15 protein-coding genes and 1 riboswitch are annotated in these 16,882 nt (G+C 29.9%); of the genes, 12 read left to right on the top strand and 3 right to left on the bottom strand.

The annotated features are described in order from the left end of the window. Nucleotides 1–67 precede the first annotated feature (67 nt). From CKL_RS16730 to CKL_RS21750, 8 genes are all read left to right on the top strand, one after another. The gene (locus CKL_RS16730) at nt 68–2,047 is read left to right on the top strand and encodes a sigma-54-dependent Fis family transcriptional regulator (protein ID WP_012103769.1); all 1,980 of its coding nucleotides are present in this window, start codon (nt 68–70) and stop codon (nt 2,045–2,047) included. Nucleotides 2,048–2,413: 366 nt separating this feature from the next. Then, nucleotides 2,414–4,381, top strand: a complete 1,968-nt coding sequence (locus CKL_RS16725; protein WP_012103768.1) for an oxidoreductase — start codon at nt 2,414–2,416, stop codon at nt 4,379–4,381. A 20-nt stretch (nt 4,382–4,401) separates the two neighbouring features. Next, a complete protein-coding gene (locus CKL_RS16720) occupies nt 4,402–5,547 on the top strand; it encodes an iron-containing alcohol dehydrogenase (RefSeq protein ID WP_012103767.1) in 1,146 nt (381 codons plus the stop codon). Nucleotides 5,548–5,827: 280 nt separating this feature from the next. Then, a complete protein-coding gene (locus CKL_RS16715) occupies nt 5,828–7,537 on the top strand; it encodes a methyl-accepting chemotaxis protein (RefSeq protein WP_012103766.1) in 1,710 nt (569 codons plus the stop codon). Between the two features lie 127 nt (nt 7,538–7,664). Further along, nucleotides 7,665–8,120: a Fur family transcriptional regulator gene (locus CKL_RS16710; protein WP_012103765.1), complete on the top strand. Its 456-nt coding sequence runs from the start codon at nt 7,665–7,667 to the stop codon at nt 8,118–8,120. A 157-nt stretch (nt 8,121–8,277) separates the two neighbouring features. Beyond that, complete coding sequence (locus tag CKL_RS16705; RefSeq protein ID WP_012103764.1) at nt 8,278–8,475, top strand: alpha/beta-type small acid-soluble spore protein; 198 nt, start codon at nt 8,278–8,280, stop codon at nt 8,473–8,475. 252 nt (nt 8,476–8,727) lie between these two features. Then, complete coding sequence (locus CKL_RS16700; protein ID WP_012103763.1) at nt 8,728–9,321, top strand: superoxide dismutase; 594 nt, start codon at nt 8,728–8,730, stop codon at nt 9,319–9,321. 185 nt (nt 9,322–9,506) lie between these two features. Next, a complete protein-coding gene (locus tag CKL_RS21750; RefSeq protein WP_341271427.1) occupies nt 9,507–9,596 on the top strand; it encodes a hypothetical protein in 90 nt (29 codons plus the stop codon). Nucleotides 9,597–9,722: 126 nt separating this feature from the next. On the opposite strand, the gene CKL_RS16695 is transcribed toward CKL_RS21750, so the two are convergent. Both CKL_RS16695 and CKL_RS16690 read right to left on the bottom strand, forming a co-directional pair. Further along, entirely contained in the window at nt 9,723–10,766 is a 1,044-nt protein-coding gene (locus CKL_RS16695; RefSeq protein WP_012103762.1) for a PocR ligand-binding domain-containing protein, read from the bottom strand. 195 nt (nt 10,767–10,961) lie between these two features. Beyond that, entirely contained in the window at nt 10,962–12,179 is a 1,218-nt protein-coding gene (locus CKL_RS16690; protein ID WP_012103761.1) for an EAL and HDOD domain-containing protein, read from the bottom strand. A gap of 381 nt (nt 12,180–12,560) precedes the next feature. After that, nucleotides 12,561–12,747: riboswitch (cobalamin riboswitch) on the top strand. A 157-nt stretch (nt 12,748–12,904) separates the two neighbouring features. Between CKL_RS16690 and CKL_RS16685 the strand changes: the two genes are divergently transcribed. The 4 genes from CKL_RS16685 to CKL_RS16670 are packed head-to-tail and all read left to right on the top strand — an operon-like array spanning nt 12,905 to nt 15,582. Further along, nucleotides 12,905–13,645 carry an energy-coupling factor ABC transporter permease gene (locus tag CKL_RS16685; protein WP_012103760.1) on the top strand — a complete coding sequence of 247 codons (741 nt, stop codon included), beginning with the start codon at nt 12,905–12,907 and terminating at the stop codon, nt 13,643–13,645. Nucleotides 13,646–13,649: 4 nt separating this feature from the next. After that, nucleotides 13,650–13,967 carry an energy-coupling factor ABC transporter substrate-binding protein gene (locus CKL_RS16680; RefSeq protein ID WP_012103759.1) on the top strand — a complete coding sequence of 106 codons (318 nt, stop codon included), beginning with the start codon at nt 13,650–13,652 and terminating at the stop codon, nt 13,965–13,967. Then, the gene (cbiQ, locus tag CKL_RS16675) at nt 13,964–14,752 is read left to right on the top strand and encodes a cobalt ECF transporter T component CbiQ (RefSeq protein ID WP_012103758.1); all 789 of its coding nucleotides are present in this window, start codon (nt 13,964–13,966) and stop codon (nt 14,750–14,752) included. Before CKL_RS16680 ends, cbiQ begins: the two co-directional genes overlap by 4 nt. Next, on the top strand, nt 14,749–15,582 hold the full coding sequence (locus CKL_RS16670) for an energy-coupling factor ABC transporter ATP-binding protein (protein WP_012103757.1): 834 nt from the start codon (nt 14,749–14,751) through the stop codon (nt 15,580–15,582). Before cbiQ ends, CKL_RS16670 begins: the two co-directional genes overlap by 4 nt. A 79-nt stretch (nt 15,583–15,661) precedes the next feature. Here the strand turns inward: CKL_RS16670 and CKL_RS16665 are convergent, their stop codons facing one another. Then, on the bottom strand, nt 15,662–16,834 hold the full coding sequence (locus tag CKL_RS16665) for an iron-containing alcohol dehydrogenase (RefSeq protein ID WP_012103756.1): 1,173 nt from the start codon (nt 16,832–16,834) through the stop codon (nt 15,662–15,664). Nucleotides 16,835–16,882 lie beyond the last annotated feature (48 nt).

Here is a 16,882-nt window from a genome sequence, read left to right as displayed (position 1 = left end):
AGAAAACTATGGCATTGTGAATTTTTTATTGTGGTAGAAAAATTATTTCATGAAAGGAGAATTCCTTATGGATAATTATATTACTTCATTTGATAACAATACATTATATAAGAATGAAAAGGTATGGTTTAATCTAGTAGAAAATAAGATAGTTGATAGAGATGTATTGAGAAATGACATTGCTGCTTCCTGGGAACGATGTATAAATTCTCAAGTTGATCCTTTGAAAAGGAATAGTGGTAATATAATTTATGACTTGAGGGATATGTTGGAACAGGAAAAAAATAATTTGCTTTTTAAGATTGCAGAACCATTTATGAAAAATTTATATGAAGTTATAAAACCCCTGGGGTTTATTGCTATGTTGGGAAATGAAGATGGTATAAACATTGATATGGGTGGCAACAAAAAAATGATGTCTATTGCTGAAAAGATCAATGCGGTAAAAGGAGCCTCATTTGAAGAAAAGTATATTGGTACGAATGCTGCCAGCATATGTTCTGTTGAAAAGCGAGTTGCTCAGGTTACTTATTATGAACATTATAAGGCCAATATGCATAATTGGTGCTGTTCATCAGTTCCTATTTTTAATAAAGAGGGTAATATGATAGCAGTAATTAATGTATCTAACATGGATACAAGCAAGCATACACCTCTGCTAATCAGCTTAATAGCTTCTACTGCAAGATTAATTGAAATGAAATTTAAATTGTATGATGCCAATGATATATATAATCAAAATTATTGGTTTTTAAAAGAATCTATGAAAAAAAATCCTCGAGCATTACTGTTTTTGGATAATAATGGGTGTATCAATCATATCAATGAAAATGCAGTTGAAATGTTGGGCGTATCCACAAAGGAAAGTATAGGCAGACATCTTTCCGAAGTATTTGACAAGAAGTATATTAAAAACGACAAAATGGATGTAGGAAGTAATGTAAAAAACATTATACTTGAGGATAGAAATAGAAATAAAACATATCTTAAATTGAGTAAAATTTTGTCATCAGATAAGTATCATCTGGGTTATGTGGGTATTATTGAACAACCTGTAAAAAACAGTGGAAATCATCATAAGGCTAAATATAGCTTTGAAGATATAAAATATAATTGTAGTAAAATGGATAAAGAAATTAAAAAGGCTAAGAGAGCTGCTTATAATGATATGGTAGTTTTCATTAATGGGGAAAGTGGCACTGGAAAAGAACTTTTTGCACAGGCAATTCATAATTATGGAAAACGATGTAATGGTCCATTTATAGCAGTTAATTGTGGTGCACTGCCAAGAGAGCTTATTCAAAGTGAGCTTTTTGGTTATGAAAAAGGTGCTTTTACTGGAGCAAAAAAAGAAGGACAGCCTGGTAAGTTTCAATTGGCTCAAAAAGGTACTCTTTTTCTTGATGAAATAGGAGACATGCCTATGGAATTACAGGCAAATTTATTGAGGGTGCTCCAGGAAAAGACAGTTACTCCTCTGGGCAGTAATGAAATCATAGAATTAGATGTGCGTATTATTACAGCAACTAATAAAGATTTGTTATTAGAGGTAGAGAAAGGTAATTTCAGAGAAGATTTATATTATAGAATATCTGGTATTAATATTGATGTTCCCCCTTTAAGAGAAAGGGGAAAAGATGTAGAAGAGTTATTTTATAAGTTTTTGGATAAATATGCATCTGATGTTTGTGAATATAAAAATATAAAAGTCACTGATGAATTTATACGGGCCTTATGTGAATATAAATGGCCTGGTAACGTGAGAGAATTAGAAAATATGGTCATATCAATATTAAATAATTTAGAAGACTCCTGCATAGGTGTAGAAGATCTTCCAGCTAAAATATTAAAGTGTATTAAAGTAGAAGGTAATACTAAGCCAGAAAATGATGGCATGTATTTAAAATCTTTAGATAGTACAGAGATGATTAATATAGAACAAACTTTAAAAAGGTGTAATAATAATATCTCAAAATCAGCAAAATCACTTGGTATAACTAGAGCTACATTATATAGAAAAATTGATAAATACAAAATAAAAATTTAGTTAGTTTATATGGAGAAAATCAGTGCTTATAGGTGAGTTTCACATTAATCTAAAAATAACTTAATATGAAAAATGTATCATATTAATACATCATGCCAATATATATTAAAAGTTGTATTAATATAATACAACTAAATGTATTATATTAATTAAATGTATTTTGTAATGATACATATTAACCAATAAAAAATAAAATATTAATAATTAATGGAAAACTTGTGTTTAAAATCACAAGTTTTTTTATTATATACATCCAAATAATAAGTTATATTATATATTTTGTAAATGTAAGTTAATATTTATTGGCATATATTTTGCTTTAACATATAGCATATAAGATAAATATCTAACGAGGAGGAAATTGTCATGTATGAAAATTTATTTAAAATAGGGAAAATCGGTTCTCTAGAAATAAAAAATAGAATTGTCATGGAGCCTATGGGGAATTTTTATGCCAATGAAGATGGAACCGTGTCCGAAAAAGATATTGCTTTTTATGGAGAGAGGGCAAAGGGTGGAGTAGGCCTTATAATTACCGAAGTTGTGAGTGTAAATGGTGAAAATGGCAGAGCAAATAGTCATAATTTATTTCTTTCAAAAGATATGCACATACCTGGATATAAAAAATTAGTGGAAGAAATTCATAAGTATGATTCAAAGATTTTTGTAGAAATCTATCATCCGGGAAGACAGGGAATTTCAGCAGTAAATGGTAATAAACCTATGTTGGCACCAAGTGCTATTGAATGTAAATGTGCTCATCAGCCGGTAAGAGCTATGACCACGGAAGAAGCGGAAGAATTAGTACAGGATTTTATAAATGCTGCAGTAAGAGCAAAAAAAGCTGGAATTGATGGTGTCGAACTTCATGCTGCTCATGGGTATCTAATAAATCAGTTTTTAAGTCCGTATACAAATAAGAGAAGTGACAAGTATGGAGGAAGTTTTGAAAATAGAATTAGATTTCTTGAAGAAATAATACTGGGGATAAGAGAAAAATGCGGAAAGGAATATCCTTTAATCGTTCGTTTATCTGTGGATGAGTTCTTAAGGTTTGCCAATATTGAAGAAAAAGGAATAGAATTGAAAGATGGGGTTGAAATCGTTAAATATCTAGAAAAATTAGGAATAGATGCCATTGATGTCAGTGCTGGTATATATGAAACTATGAATACAGCATGGGAGCCATCTTCCTTTGAACAAGGGTGGAAGAAAAACCTGGCTGCATCAGTAAAAGAAGAAGTGAATATCCCCGTATTTTCTACAGCAGTTATAAGGGATCCAGCCTATGCGGATAATATGATTGCAGAAGGTATATGTGATTTTGTAGGATCTGCAAGGCAGCATGTGGCAGACCCTGAATGGGCTAATAAAACAAGACAAGGTAATACGGATAAAATAAGAAAATGCATATCATGTCTGACTTGTATGGAATCACTTATGTCAGCAGACATAACAGGAGTACCTATGCATTGTGCTGTTAACGTACAGGCGGGGGAAGAACTTAAATATTCAGATTTCAAAGAAGATGGAGATGGAAGAACTGTTGTTATTATAGGCGCAGGACCTTCAGGGCTTGAAGCTGCCAGGGTGCTTGCTCTTAGAAAATTTAGACCAGTCCTGTTTGAACAGAAAAGTCAAATTGGAGGGCAATTGGAGTATGCCAATAAACCCCCTGAAAAAGATAAAATTACGTGGCTTATAGATTATTATAAAGATCAGTGCAATGAGTTAGCTATAGAAATAAGATTAAATAAAAAACCAACAATAGATGAAATAAAAGAGTTGAATCCATACGCAGTATTTATAGCAGAAGGTTCTAATCCAATAATGCCAAAATCCATCAAAGGCATTGATGGTAAAAATGTATTTTCCACCACAGAAATATTAACAGGTAGTGTAAAAATCTATAATAAGAAAGTAAGTGTGGTTGGCTCAGGAATGACAGGATTAGAGACAGCACATCTGTTAGCTTCTATGGGAAATGAAATAACAATATTTGAAATGGCAGAGGATATTGGACCAGGGCTATTTTTTCAGAATCTTATAGATATTCAAGAAAAACTTATGAAATTCAATACAAAACAATACACAAATCATAAGTTATCAAGAATTTTTGAAAATACTGCAGAATTTGAAGTTATAAATGAAGGTTCAATTAAAAAATATGACTTTGATTATATAGTAATTTCTCTGGGAACACAATCTAATACTTATTTAAAAGATGAATTGAGCACAAACTTTGAAATTGTGGAGCTTCTGGGGGATTCAAAAAAACCTGGAAGAATTAGAAAAGCTGTAGAAACTGGATTTTTAGCAGCGTATAATCTATAAAAATTAGGGAGGAAATATAAATGGGTAAATATTCAATAACAAATCCAGTAATTTATGGGGTAGGAGCAGTAAATAGTTTAGGAGAAGAAATTAGTGAACTCGGGTGTAAAAAAGTTATGGTTGTGACAGATGAAGGAGTTTCTAAGGCAGGCATTTTGGATAAAATAAAGAAAATTCTCAAGGCTTCAAATATTGAATATATTGTATACGATAAGATAATAGAAGATCCACCGGACTATATAGTTAATGAAGGAGGACAATTGGCTAAGGACGAACAGATAGATGGTATTATAGCTGTAGGCGGTGGAAGTTCCATGGATGCAGCTAAAGGAATTAACGTACTGTTTAATAATGAGCTTCCTGTTTCAAAATATTATGGTAATCCATTTTATAATAAGGGACTTCCTCTTGTAATGGTAGTAACCACTGCTGGTACAGGAAGTGAAAATACATCTATAGGTGTTATTACAGATACGGAAAACAATAATAAGAATTCTGTTATTGCAACACAAACCCTTGCAATTTTAGATCCAGAGCTTACACTTACAGTGCCAAGGGAATATACTATGGCAACTGGAATGGATGTATTTTCTCATGCAGTGGAAGCACTTACTGCAAAAGAAACAAATCCTCATTCAGATGTTTTGGCTATTGCTGCAATTAAAAAAATTGTAAAAAGTCTACTTGTCTGTGTGGAAGATGGCAATGATTTAGATGCAAGGAGCGATCTTCTTATAGCAAGCAATTTTGCGGGAATTGCTTTTAACGATGCTTTGGTTCACTTGGGACATTCTATTGCCCATTCTATTGGTGCAAAATTTCATGTAGTACATGGAGTTGCTTGTGCGTTAGCAGAACCGGAAGTAATGAAATATGCTTCAAAGTTTGAATCAGATAGAGTTAAAATAGTAGGAGAAGCTATGGGATTGAAGTTTTCAGGTGGAGAAACAGATGAAGAAATAGGAGAAAAAGTAGCTTCTAGGATAAGGGAATTTTCCAAAAAAGTTGGAGTTAAATCTATAGAGGAACTAGGAATTAAAAAAGGTGAACTGGTAGGCATCGCAAATATGGTAATAAATGATGTAACTATTGGATTTGCTCCAGAACCAATCACAGAAAAAGAGGCGGAAAAAATACTTGCCAATATATTTGACAATTATAAGTAAATATAAGTTTTGAAAACATTATTAATAATTAAGACTCCAGCTTGGATTTTAAGTTGGAGTTTTAATTTTTAAGTACTAAAGTATCAAAATTATTAGAGAAAATTTATTTAAGTTATTTATAAGTTAACTGTGCATGGAAGTCTTGCATGGGCACAATCTATAGTGTTATTATATAGTATAAAGTAAGTTTTTGTCGGATTATTTCTATTTTAGTCGATAAAGGTTAATACGGGAAGTATTCCTAGAAGATTTTAATTTATCATAAGGAGAGTATATAAATATGAAATTTCTAAAATTCAATGAAAACAACTTAAAAATAATTCATATGTTTACTTTGTTAAGTATAATAGCATTATTGACAAATCTGTTTATAGGTTTTATAGCTTATTTTAACATGCATAACTTAAATAGCGATATAGAAAATCTATATAATAATCAGTTATATAAGGTAAAAGGAGCAGGTTATATAAATGGAGAATTAGGACAACTTAGAAATGCCTTAACTAAAATTATAGACAGGCCCTACGATCAAAATAATGTAGATCTATTTAATAGTAAAGACAAAGAAATACAAAATACTATAAATGATTTATCTAGTATAAAACTTTCTGAAAAGGAGAAAAATTTACTTAATAAAGCTAAAGAAAATTATAATGAGTATATAGAAGGCGGTCAGCAAATAATAGATAGGAGAAGCAGGGGAGAAATTTTAGATACTAAATTTACAGATGAATATGGAAAAATTGGAGCTAGTATGTCAAGTACATTGACCCAGTTAAATGATGAAATCTTAAAAACGGTAAAAAATACATATATCTCTTCAAATAAACATTTTAATAGTTCTATTCTAATTCTCATGGTTGTGACTATAGTCAGTATGTCAGCAATTATTTTTATTTCAATATTTACAAAAATATTTATTAAAAGATCCATAATTAATTTTTCTAGTATATTAAAGAGATTGGAAGATGGAGATTTTACTATACATATAGATAAAAATTCTAATAATGAATTTGGAGAGATGAAAAGAGAATTAGCCATTACATTAGAATCTATAACTTATATGATAAGAGATGTAAAAAATAATACTCTTCAGATTAATAAAGAAACGGTATCTCTGGCATCAGCATCAGAAGAAATGTCTTCCTTAGCTTCCCAAGTAAGAGAAGATATACAACAAGTTTCAAAAGGATCTCAAAAACAAGCTTATGAATTAATGGAAATTAAAAATTACGTAGGCGAATTTGGTAATTCAATAGATACTATAGTCTCTGCAGTAAAGGAAGTTGCGGATGAATCAAATAGTGTAAATGTTATGTCAAGTGATAGTAATTTAGAACTTAGTAGACTTCTAAATTCATTGAGTGAAATTCAGAAGGATTTTGAAAGTGTGGTTTCTTCTACGAACGAATTAGAAAATAGTATAAATAGTGTAAATAAAATTATCAATATTATAAATGACATAGCAGATCAGACAAACTTACTTTCATTAAATGCAGCTATAGAAGCATCAAGAGTGGGTGAAGCGGGTAAAGGTTTTGCTGTAGTAGCAGAAGAAATAGGAAAACTTGCAGAGCAAAGTAAAAATTCTTCTAGTGATATAACAGATATATTAAGTATTATATCAAGCGAAACAAAAAAAGTAACAAATAGTACATCTAAGGTTAGTGAAGCTTTCAAGGATCAGGAAAACATAGTTGAAAATTCTATGAGTTCTTTTAAAGGCATAATTGGAACTGTAGACAAAATTATACCTCTTATAGACAACATAAATAAGTTAATAACGAGTATAGATAAAGAAAAAGGAAATATAACAGAGAAGGTAAAAAATGCTTTTGATATATCTGAAGAAAATAGAATTTTTGCAGAACAAATAGCAATTTCCAGTGATGAAATGAGCACTTCTTCTAATGGTGTAGCCACTAGTGCTGAACTGTTAACTGAAGTTCTAGAAAATACCTTGTTAAAAGTAAATAAATTTAAGATTTGATATAATATATAAAATTATTTCTATAAGAAGCATTTTAAAGTATAGAATGTTGACTTATGTAAAGTCTTAAAGTATAATTGATAATGATATGCAATATCGATTGTGTTTTTTTAGGAGAGTTGCTTTTATGAAAGATGAAGTTCAACATATAAATTTAAAAGAAAAATTCCGCGGTTATGGATATAAGTATACAGAACAGCGTCAACAAGTTATGGAGGTTATATTACAACACTGGCAATTGCATTTAAGTAGTGATGATATATATGAATTTCTAAGGGAAAAAGGATTGAATATAGCTCAATCTACAGTTTATAGAACTCTGGTAATGTTAGAGAGAATACAGGCAATTAGAAAAGTAGATTTAAGTGAGGGTTATACGAGATATGAAATATGTAGTCATGAAGACCGAGTACATCATCACTTAATATGCTCTCAATGTGGAAGTGTGATAGATCTTCATAGCAATTTGTTAGAAGATCTAGAAAATGAAATTTGTAGTAAACATGATTTTCATGTAAAGAATCGGTGCTTCAAATTCTATGGGAAATGTAAAAAATGTAGAGGACAATTAGAAGATAAATAGAGGTTCGGTAAACAATATGCATGTCCATCAATCTTGCAATATGGTACGTAATCCTGACTGTTCCAAATATTCATCCAATTACCTAGAGTATTTTTTGTAGAAATGTACAAACTTTAAATGTAAGCAGTAAATATTACTATAAAAAGGAGTGTTTGTTGTGGCATATAACAGTAATAAATTAGTAGTACCAGAAGCAAGAGAAGCTTTAAATCAGTTTAAAATGGAATCAGCCAAGGAAGTAGGAGTAAATTTAAAGAATGGTTACAATGGAGATCTTACTTCAAGAGAAGCGGGCTCCATAGGTGGAAATATGGTTAAGAAAATGGTTGAAGCTTATGAACAGGGTTTAAAATAATATGAGATCTTTAAGATTCATATTTTATTTGGAAGATCATAAAAACTATTATTGATAATAGAAACTCCAGCTTAGATTTTAAGCTGGAGTTTTGATATATATTCATTAAATTTTAAAAGTATTTTAAATTAGGAACATATGAATTTTATATATTTGTTTTGGCTAATTATGTATATAGCGTTGACAATAATCTTTAGTTGGTATAAAATATTATTATAAAATAATACTTTAACATAGAAAGGGGAAATTGAAATGAGTCACGTTTTACCAGAACTACCTTATGATTATAATGCATTGGAACCATATTACGATGAGCAGACTGTGAAGTTACATCATGATATACATCATAAAGGATATGTAGATGGTCTGAATACAGCTGAGACTAAGCTTAAAGAAGCAAGAGAAAGTGGAGATTACTCACTTGTTAAGCATTGGGAAAAAGAATTGGCTTTTCACGGCAGTGGTCACATACTACATAAAATTTTTTGGGAAAATATGAAGCCAAATGGTGGAGGCGCTCCTTCAGGTGAAGTATCTGAAAAAATCAATGAATTTTTTGGAAGTTTTGAAGCATTTAAAGATCAATTTACAAAGGCAGCTATTGCAGTAGAAGGTTCAGGATGGTGTGCTCTTGTATGGAATAATATATTTAATAAACTAGAAATATTACAAATTGAAAAACATCAAAATTTAACTCAATGGGGCAGTACACCTATACTTGTAGTTGATGTATGGGAGCATGCATATTATTTGAAGTATCAAAATAAGAGAGCAGATTTCGTTAACAATTGGTGGAATTTAATTAATTGGGAAGATGTAAATAAGAAATTATCAGAAGTTAAATAAAAGTCTAGAAAAATATGTTGAAAACTAAATTTTAGAGGTGGAAATTATAATGCAAAAGTATTTTAGATGTAGTCACGTTGGTGTAAATTAAATATTTGCAGGTTATCTTGTATGGGGTATATGAATATTAAAATACATCAACATCCGTTTATGAATATAATAAAGTGCAGTTTTTAACTTATGAAATGGGTATTAAATCTGATAGTGGCTTAATATATGAAGTTAAGATAAATGCTAATAATGGTGAAATACTTGAAGTTGACATAGAAGATTGAATTATAGGAGCTCAAAGCAGAGCTCCTTTTTTAAAGCTATTTTTATAATAATAAGAAGATTTTGGTGCTATTTTATATAGTTCAAAGGGAGTTTCTCTGCTTTGAGTACTCAAAGGTTTTTATGGATTAAGATGTTAATTTATTCAAGTGATCTGCAATGGATGTAATCTCCTGTAGATTTGCATTGGTTTCCTGGATAGCGGAGGTCTGCTGCTGTGTAGTATGTAAGGTAGAATTTGATGATTCTACGGTTTTTTCTACAGAGTCTTGAATCTTTTTAGTAAGTTCTGATATTTTTATAGCTGTATCTTTTGAATTTTGAGATAACTTTCTTATTTCTGTGGCAACTACTCCAAAACCTCTTCCAGAATCACCTGCTCTTGCTGCTTCTATTGCAGCATTTAATCCAAGCATTTTAGTCTGATCAGCTATGGATTTTATTCCATCCAATATAGAGTTTATTTCCGAGGATATATCTTTAATATTAATAATTTCTTTATTTAATACATGTTGATTATCTGTAACATTGATTGAAGATGCAGATAACTCTTCCATAATTGCAGAAACCTGATTTAAATTGTCAAAAAGTATTTCAGAGGTATTTTTAAGTCTTAACTCCTGATAACCAATTTTAGATAGTGCATTTGAAATAACATATAGTACCTCTGCAGCTGCCTGTATATTTTTTTCAGTAATAATATTTACTTCATTCACAGCTTGTAAATACCTGGTTTCATCAACTCCTATTTCTTTTGCAGTATTTTTATATATTGATTCTTTTGGAGGAGAAGTCAAAATCTGACCTCCTAAAATAGAACCTATCTGTATACCCTCGATTAATATAGGAACAGCAAAATCTATTAATCCTGCATGGCAAGTATAGACATAAGGTTTTCCCATTTTTGCCGCTTCTATACCTCCCTTTCTATGAGATTCAGCACACCGTTTGTTACCAATGTCAGTAGACTGAGTAAGGTTTAAACAAAAATTTGTGTAAGAACTTGGATTTGTTACAGGGTTTCCGTCCATATCTACAGTTACACTGGCAATATTCAGGCTTTCTGCAAAGTTATCCTGAAATTTTTGAAGTAGGTTGATATCTATGACATCCTCTATTTTAAGTGAACTTATATCATCATGAATATGATTGCTGCTAGTATTTTTAGCCATGTTTTTATAATACCTCCAATGAATTTAAATATAATTAGAAGTAAACTAATGATGCAATTTTTTATCTGAAGATTGCAATTAGCTAGTACTCCCGATTTTTCAAAGGTGGGGAATAGGTACTGTTGTTCTATGCCCTTGGATAAGTTCTTATATGATTTTTGTAGTTAACTAAAAAGAATAAAGGGATAAGATAAATTATAAATATAAATTTACCTGATATATGGATTCAAAATAGGCATTTATTAAATCTGTATCATTTAGTCCAAAATATAAGTTTAGCAATCTTACCTTATCCCATTGTTCATTTTCGTATGCAATAATTAGTTTTAATATTTTATAATAATTATTTTTTTCTCCCAGTAAGGCACCTTTAACTTCATCTGATATGTTCAATTCTTCTAATATTTCCTTTAAAGGTCTTTCAAGTATTATATCTATTAAGGATAGCATTCCTGCTAAAAATGCATTGAAGGAGTCTTTTGCTAATCCCAATTTAATAAATATTAATTCAGCAAAATGGGCTCTAACTAGCGTATTGATCATGAATATTTCAGGTTTATCATGAGAAATTAATTTTAAGCAGGTTAGATTTATCCATTTTTTTATTCTGTCTTCACCAAAATAAATAAGGGCCTGCTTAACTGATTCTATTCTAGTTTTTAAGCAGAACTTAGCTGAGTTTATTATCTTTAATAAGTTATATGAAAGTGAAACATCATTTTTAATTAAGCTTTCAATATTAGTTATAGAGATTTCCTCTGAATTTACTTCATTCAATATCTTTACATATATAAGTTCATTTTCAGGTATTTTTTTACCTGATATAATTATGGGTTTGCTGAAATAATATCCTTGAAAATATGTATAGCCGTATTCTATAGCTTCATTAAAGTCATCAATTGTTTCAATTTTTTCTGCAAGAAATTTTATATTTTTAGGCTTTATAGTATTAATTAATTTAACTATATTTTTTCGTTCATAACCCTTAGTTATATTAAAATCTACCTTTATTATGTCTACTAATTTAATAAGTTGTTCATATTCATAACTAAAGCTAAAGTCGTCTAAAGCCAATGTAAAACCATATTGTTTTAAAATTTTGCATGCATTTATTATTTTATTGGATGGTTTTATATTTTCCAAAATTTCAATTACAATAGTTTTAGGTGAAATTATTTGAAATATTTGTGAAGTTAAAATATTCTCAGTAAAATTGATGAAAGCCATCTTATTTTGAGCTATTTTATTTATATCCATATAGAAGAAACTATTTATTATAATTTCCATAGTGGCCTTATCCCCATCATTTTCACCATATTTATTTTTTTTTATGTCATTTCTAAATAAAAGTTCATATCCATAAATTCTATTGTATTTATCCAAGATAGGTTGTCTAGCTATAAATATATTCATAAAACCTCCATAATAAAATTTATGTTTTAACTATTATCATATTTTATTAGAACAAAACAAATATTTTGTATTATTATGGCAATATATCTTTAATATAATTAAACTTAATGATGATATTTATACAATGACTATGTTATATTAATATAAAAAATCTACATATAGGTTTAATATTACAAATATTTTATGTAATGTTTGCATGTTTTTACAAAATGTATTATAATAAAATAGAACAAAATATTTGTTTTGTATTATTAATATGTATTATTTTATCTAAATATCCACTAAAAATTTTTTATGGAGTATTTTGTGTATAATTATATTCGTTGATTTTACGGACTAATAATGATATGCTTATAGTGTAGTATATACAATAATAGTAAAATTTAATAATAAAATATAGGTTTAATCAATTAATTGATTAATTAAAAGGGAATCAGGTGAAATTCCTGGACTATCCCGTAGCTGTATTAGATGAATTTAAATACATTAGAAACCACTTGGAAACAGGGAAGGGGTATTTAAGTGATGATTCTTGAGTCAGAAGACCTGCCTATATTTTTGACTATGGTCTCTACGAGTGATAGGGGGTGTCAAAAAATGCGATGTACTTATTAAGTTCCTTATGAATGAATATAGTTTTTGTCTTGTCCTTTTAATGCTTTTGTTAGAAGGATTATTTATTTTGTGCAATAATATTAAATTCTAGAATTAGGAGGATTTCATCTATGTCAAAAAAGTATCAAATTTCATTGGGAATTTTTCTTGCATTACTATTTATACCTGAAAGTGTGTATGCCATGCACATTATGGAAGGCTTTCTTCCTGCAAAGTGGTGTGTAGCATGGGGTGTTATATGCATACCTTTTGTTGTGGTAGGATTATTTTCTATAAAACAAAAGATAAGAGTGAATCCTAAAATAAAAATGTTAATAGCTATGGCAGGTGCGTTTGCATTTGTTTTGTCTGCACTGAAAATTCCATCAGTTACAGGAAGTTGTTCTCATCCAACAGGGGTAGGACTTGGAGCTATACTTTTTGGGCCTGCAGTTATGAGTGTTTTGGGTGTTATAGTTCTTATATTTCAAGCACTGCTTCTTGCACATGGAGGATTGACTACCCTTGGAGCTAATACTTTTTCCATGGCTGTGGTTGGACCATTGGTATCTTATTTTTTGTATAAGTTACTGAAAAAAATGAATGTATCATCCTCAGTAGCTGTGTTTGTAGCTGCCATGCTGGGAGATTTAATGACTTATGTTACAACCTCAATTCAGCTTGCGCTGGCATTTCCTGATGCAACGGGAGGAGTATTGGTTTCTATGACTAAGTTCATGGGCATATTTGCTGTAACTCAAATTCCCCTTGCAATAAGTGAAGGAATATTAACTGTTATAGTTTTTAACATTTTAAATAATTATAATAAGGAAGAACTTGTACAGCTAAAAGTTATATCAGAGGAGGTATAATAAAATGAGTGTAGAAAATAAAACTAATAATATATTTAAGAAAAATTTATTATTGGCTTTTCTTGTGATATTAATAGCAGTTATCCCGTTAGTATTTATGAAAAATGCTGAATTTGCAGGTTCAGATGATAAAGCAGAAAAGGCAATCACTCAAATTGATAAAAGCTACAAGCCTTGGTTTTCTTCAGTGTGGGAGCCTCCAAGTGGTGAAATAGAAAGCCTTTTATTTGCATTGCAGGCGGCTATTGGTTCAGGAGTAGTGTGTTATTATCTGGGATATTCAAAAGGCAAGTCTAAGAGAGTGGAAAAAGACAAATTATGATTTCCATAGACAAGCTAGCCTATACATCTCAATTAAGAAGTAGTAACCCCATGGAAAAGTTTATATTTAGTATTTTCACTATGGTATTATGTGTATTATTAAATAATATAGTGTATTCAGTGATAATTACAGTATTTATGGGCGTTGTAGCTATTTTTAAGGGAAAAATACCGATTAGATCATATATGGAATTAATGTTGATTCCTATGGTTTTTCTGATTATTGGGGTTGTTACCATTGCCATAAATGTAGTTGGAAGTAGCAAAGATGTATTATTTAGTTTTACCATATTAAATATTAAGCTCGGATGTACAAGAGAAAGTGTTGAAATGTCTTCAAAAATATTTTTTAAGGCTCTTGCTGCGGTTTCATGCTTATATTTTCTTGCCCTGTCAACTCCTATTTTTGAAGTGTTGATGGTACTTAGACGACTAAAGGTACCTAAATTATTTGTTGAATTAATGGGACTTATATATAGATTTATTTTTGTATTGCTAGATACAGCCAATATGATTTTCATTTCACAAAATTCAAGACTGGGGTATTCAACAATAAAGGCCAGCTATAATTCTCTTGGAAAATTGATTAGTTGTTTATTTATAAGTTCTTATAAACGTTCACAGGATATTTATACTGCAATGGAATCAAGATGTTATGACGGGGAGATAAATTTAATAGAAAATAGTTATAAAATTTCATATAAGAATATGTTAATAATGATTATTATAGAAATTATAGCCATATGTATAAGTTTTAATAAAGATATTTTTGGAGGGATTATATGAGTGAATATATACTGGAAACGAAGAATTTAAGTTTTCAGTATCCAGATGGTACTAAAGCTTTGAATAATATAAATCTAAAAATAGAAAAGGGGAAAAAAATATCTTTTATTGGTGTCAATGGCTCTGGAAAGTCTACACTATTTTTGAATTTCAATGGAGTCTTAAGACCTACCAAAGGCAATTTGATATATAAAGGAAATGAAGTAAAATATAATCAAAAATCTTTATTACAATTGAGAAAAAATATTGGAATTGTTTTTCAAGATCCAGAAAATCAATTGTTCTCAGCAAGTGTATATCAAGAGGTTTCTTTTGGAGCTATGAATTTAAAGCTTGATGAAATTGAAGTGAGAACAAGAGTGGAAACTGCCTTGAAAAATATAGGCATGTATGACTACAGGGAAAAAGCTGTACATTTTTTGAGTTATGGACAGAAAAAGAGAGTTTCAATTGCAGATATACTTGTTATGAATCCGGAAATAATAGTTTTTGATGAACCTACTTCAAGTCTTGATCCTAAGCATGCCAGACAGATTATTAACATATTCAATGATATTAATGAAAAGGGTATTACTGTTATATTGTCAACTCATGATGTGGAATTGGCATATTCTTGGTCAGATTATATTTTTGTTATGAAAAATGGAGAAATAGCTAAAGAGGGGACACCTTATGAGATTTTTTCAGACAATAAATTGATAGAAGAATGTTACCTCCAAAAGCCTCTTATTTTGGAAGTTTTTGAGGCTTTAAATGAGAGTAAAAAAATATCGTGGAATAATAGTATACCTAAAAATAAAGAGGAACTTTTTAAAATTTTAAGGAAATGATTTGAATTAAGGTAAAAGAATTAGGGCTAAAAACGCCCTTTTTCTTATAGGGTATCTATGTTTGAGCTTTTTATTAGTTTTAAATAGCAGCCTTAAAAATATCCATTATATCTGTAAGAGTTCCTTTTCTTGGATTTGTAATGGAACATATATCTTTTAGGGCATTTTTGGACATGAATTCTAAATCATTTTCATTAAATCCAATAGAGCTTAGGTGATCTGGAAGCTTAATATCTTCACAGAGATTTTGAATACTATGCTTAATATTGTTAACTGCATCTTTTTTTGTTTCTGCTTCTAACCCTATAATCTCATTGATATTAAAGATTCTTTCATCAGGTATTGATGGAGAATTAAATTCAAATACATGAGGCAGCAAAATTCCATTACAAGTTCCGTGAATTTCATTATAAAGTGCTCCTAATTGATGGGACATGGAATGAACATATCCAAGTCCTGCATTATTAAAAACCATTCCCGCCATGACACTAGCAAACATCATTTGTTCTCTAGCTTCTAGATCATTTCCATTTTCGTAGGCTCTTTTTAAATACTTAAAAACTAATTTAATAGATTTCAATGCCAGGCTATCTGTAATGGGTGAAGCCTCAGTAGATACAAATCCTTCTATTGAATGAGTTAGGACGTCAATACCTGAGCTTGCAGTCACATCTGGAGGCATAGTTTGCATAAACATAGGATCATTTACAGATATAATAGGCATCATTTTAGAATCTCCTATAGTCATTTTTACCTTTCTACTTTCATCCTCTATAATTGCAAAATTGGATATTTCAGATCCTGAACCAGAGGTGGTGTTTATTGATATTACTGGCAGAGCAGGATTTTTCATTTTTTCATATCCTTCGTAATCCTCTATGGAGCCACCATTTGTTGCTATAATAGCTACAGCCTTTGCACAATCATGGTTAGTTCCACCTCCTATGGATATTATAATATGGTAGCTTCGTTTTAATATATTCAATCTCTTTTTAAAATAGGTAAGGGCATCTTCCACAAATGAAATAGTACAATCTGGATGCAAAATACCATCAAATATATCGTAAGAGATAAATAAACTTTTTAATATTTTTTCTACTGTTTCAACATAACCAAGTTTTATTATATTCTTGTCCGTAACAATTAAAGCCTTGCTCAATTTATAAGGCATCAATTCTAATGGTAAATCTTTAATGGCTCCAATCCCAATGAGATTTGTTGCGGGTGAATGAAAATCATGTGTATTTTCCAATATAAATCCCTCCAAATTCTAAATATATATGATTATTTTTTCTGTTTG

The sequence above is a fragment of the Clostridium kluyveri DSM 555 genome, from assembly GCF_000016505.1.
Taxonomy (GTDB): domain Bacteria; phylum Bacillota; class Clostridia; order Clostridiales; family Clostridiaceae; genus Clostridium_B; species Clostridium_B kluyveri.
Note: the sequence above shows the minus strand (reverse complement) of the source record. Positions and strands in the feature narration are given on the sequence as shown.

Excerpts from the sequence above, each read along its gene's own strand:
- CKL_RS16730 (WP_012103769.1), top strand. The coding sequence starts at position 68 with ATGGATAATTATATTACTTCATTTGATAACAATACATTATATAAGAAT.
- CKL_RS16725 (WP_012103768.1), top strand. The coding sequence starts at position 2,414 with ATGTATGAAAATTTATTTAAAATAGGGAAAATCGGTTCTCTAGAAATA.
- CKL_RS16720 (WP_012103767.1), top strand. The coding sequence starts at position 4,402 with ATGGGTAAATATTCAATAACAAATCCAGTAATTTATGGGGTAGGAGCA.
- CKL_RS16715 (WP_012103766.1), top strand. The coding sequence starts at position 5,828 with ATGAAATTTCTAAAATTCAATGAAAACAACTTAAAAATAATTCATATG.
- CKL_RS16710 (WP_012103765.1), top strand. The coding sequence starts at position 7,665 with ATGAAAGATGAAGTTCAACATATAAATTTAAAAGAAAAATTCCGCGGT.
- CKL_RS16700 (WP_012103763.1), top strand. The coding sequence starts at position 8,728 with ATGAGTCACGTTTTACCAGAACTACCTTATGATTATAATGCATTGGAA.
- CKL_RS21750 (WP_341271427.1), top strand. The coding sequence starts at position 9,507 with ATGGGTATTAAATCTGATAGTGGCTTAATATATGAAGTTAAGATAAAT.
- CKL_RS16695 (WP_012103762.1), bottom strand. The coding sequence starts at position 10,766 with ATGGCTAAAAATACTAGCAGCAATCATATTCATGATGATATAAGTTCA.
- CKL_RS16690 (WP_012103761.1), bottom strand. The coding sequence starts at position 12,179 with ATGAATATATTTATAGCTAGACAACCTATCTTGGATAAATACAATAGA.
- CKL_RS16685 (WP_012103760.1), top strand. The coding sequence starts at position 12,905 with ATGTCAAAAAAGTATCAAATTTCATTGGGAATTTTTCTTGCATTACTA.
- CKL_RS16680 (WP_012103759.1), top strand. The coding sequence starts at position 13,650 with ATGAGTGTAGAAAATAAAACTAATAATATATTTAAGAAAAATTTATTA.
- cbiQ (WP_012103758.1), top strand. The coding sequence starts at position 13,964 with ATGATTTCCATAGACAAGCTAGCCTATACATCTCAATTAAGAAGTAGT.
- CKL_RS16670 (WP_012103757.1), top strand. The coding sequence starts at position 14,749 with ATGAGTGAATATATACTGGAAACGAAGAATTTAAGTTTTCAGTATCCA.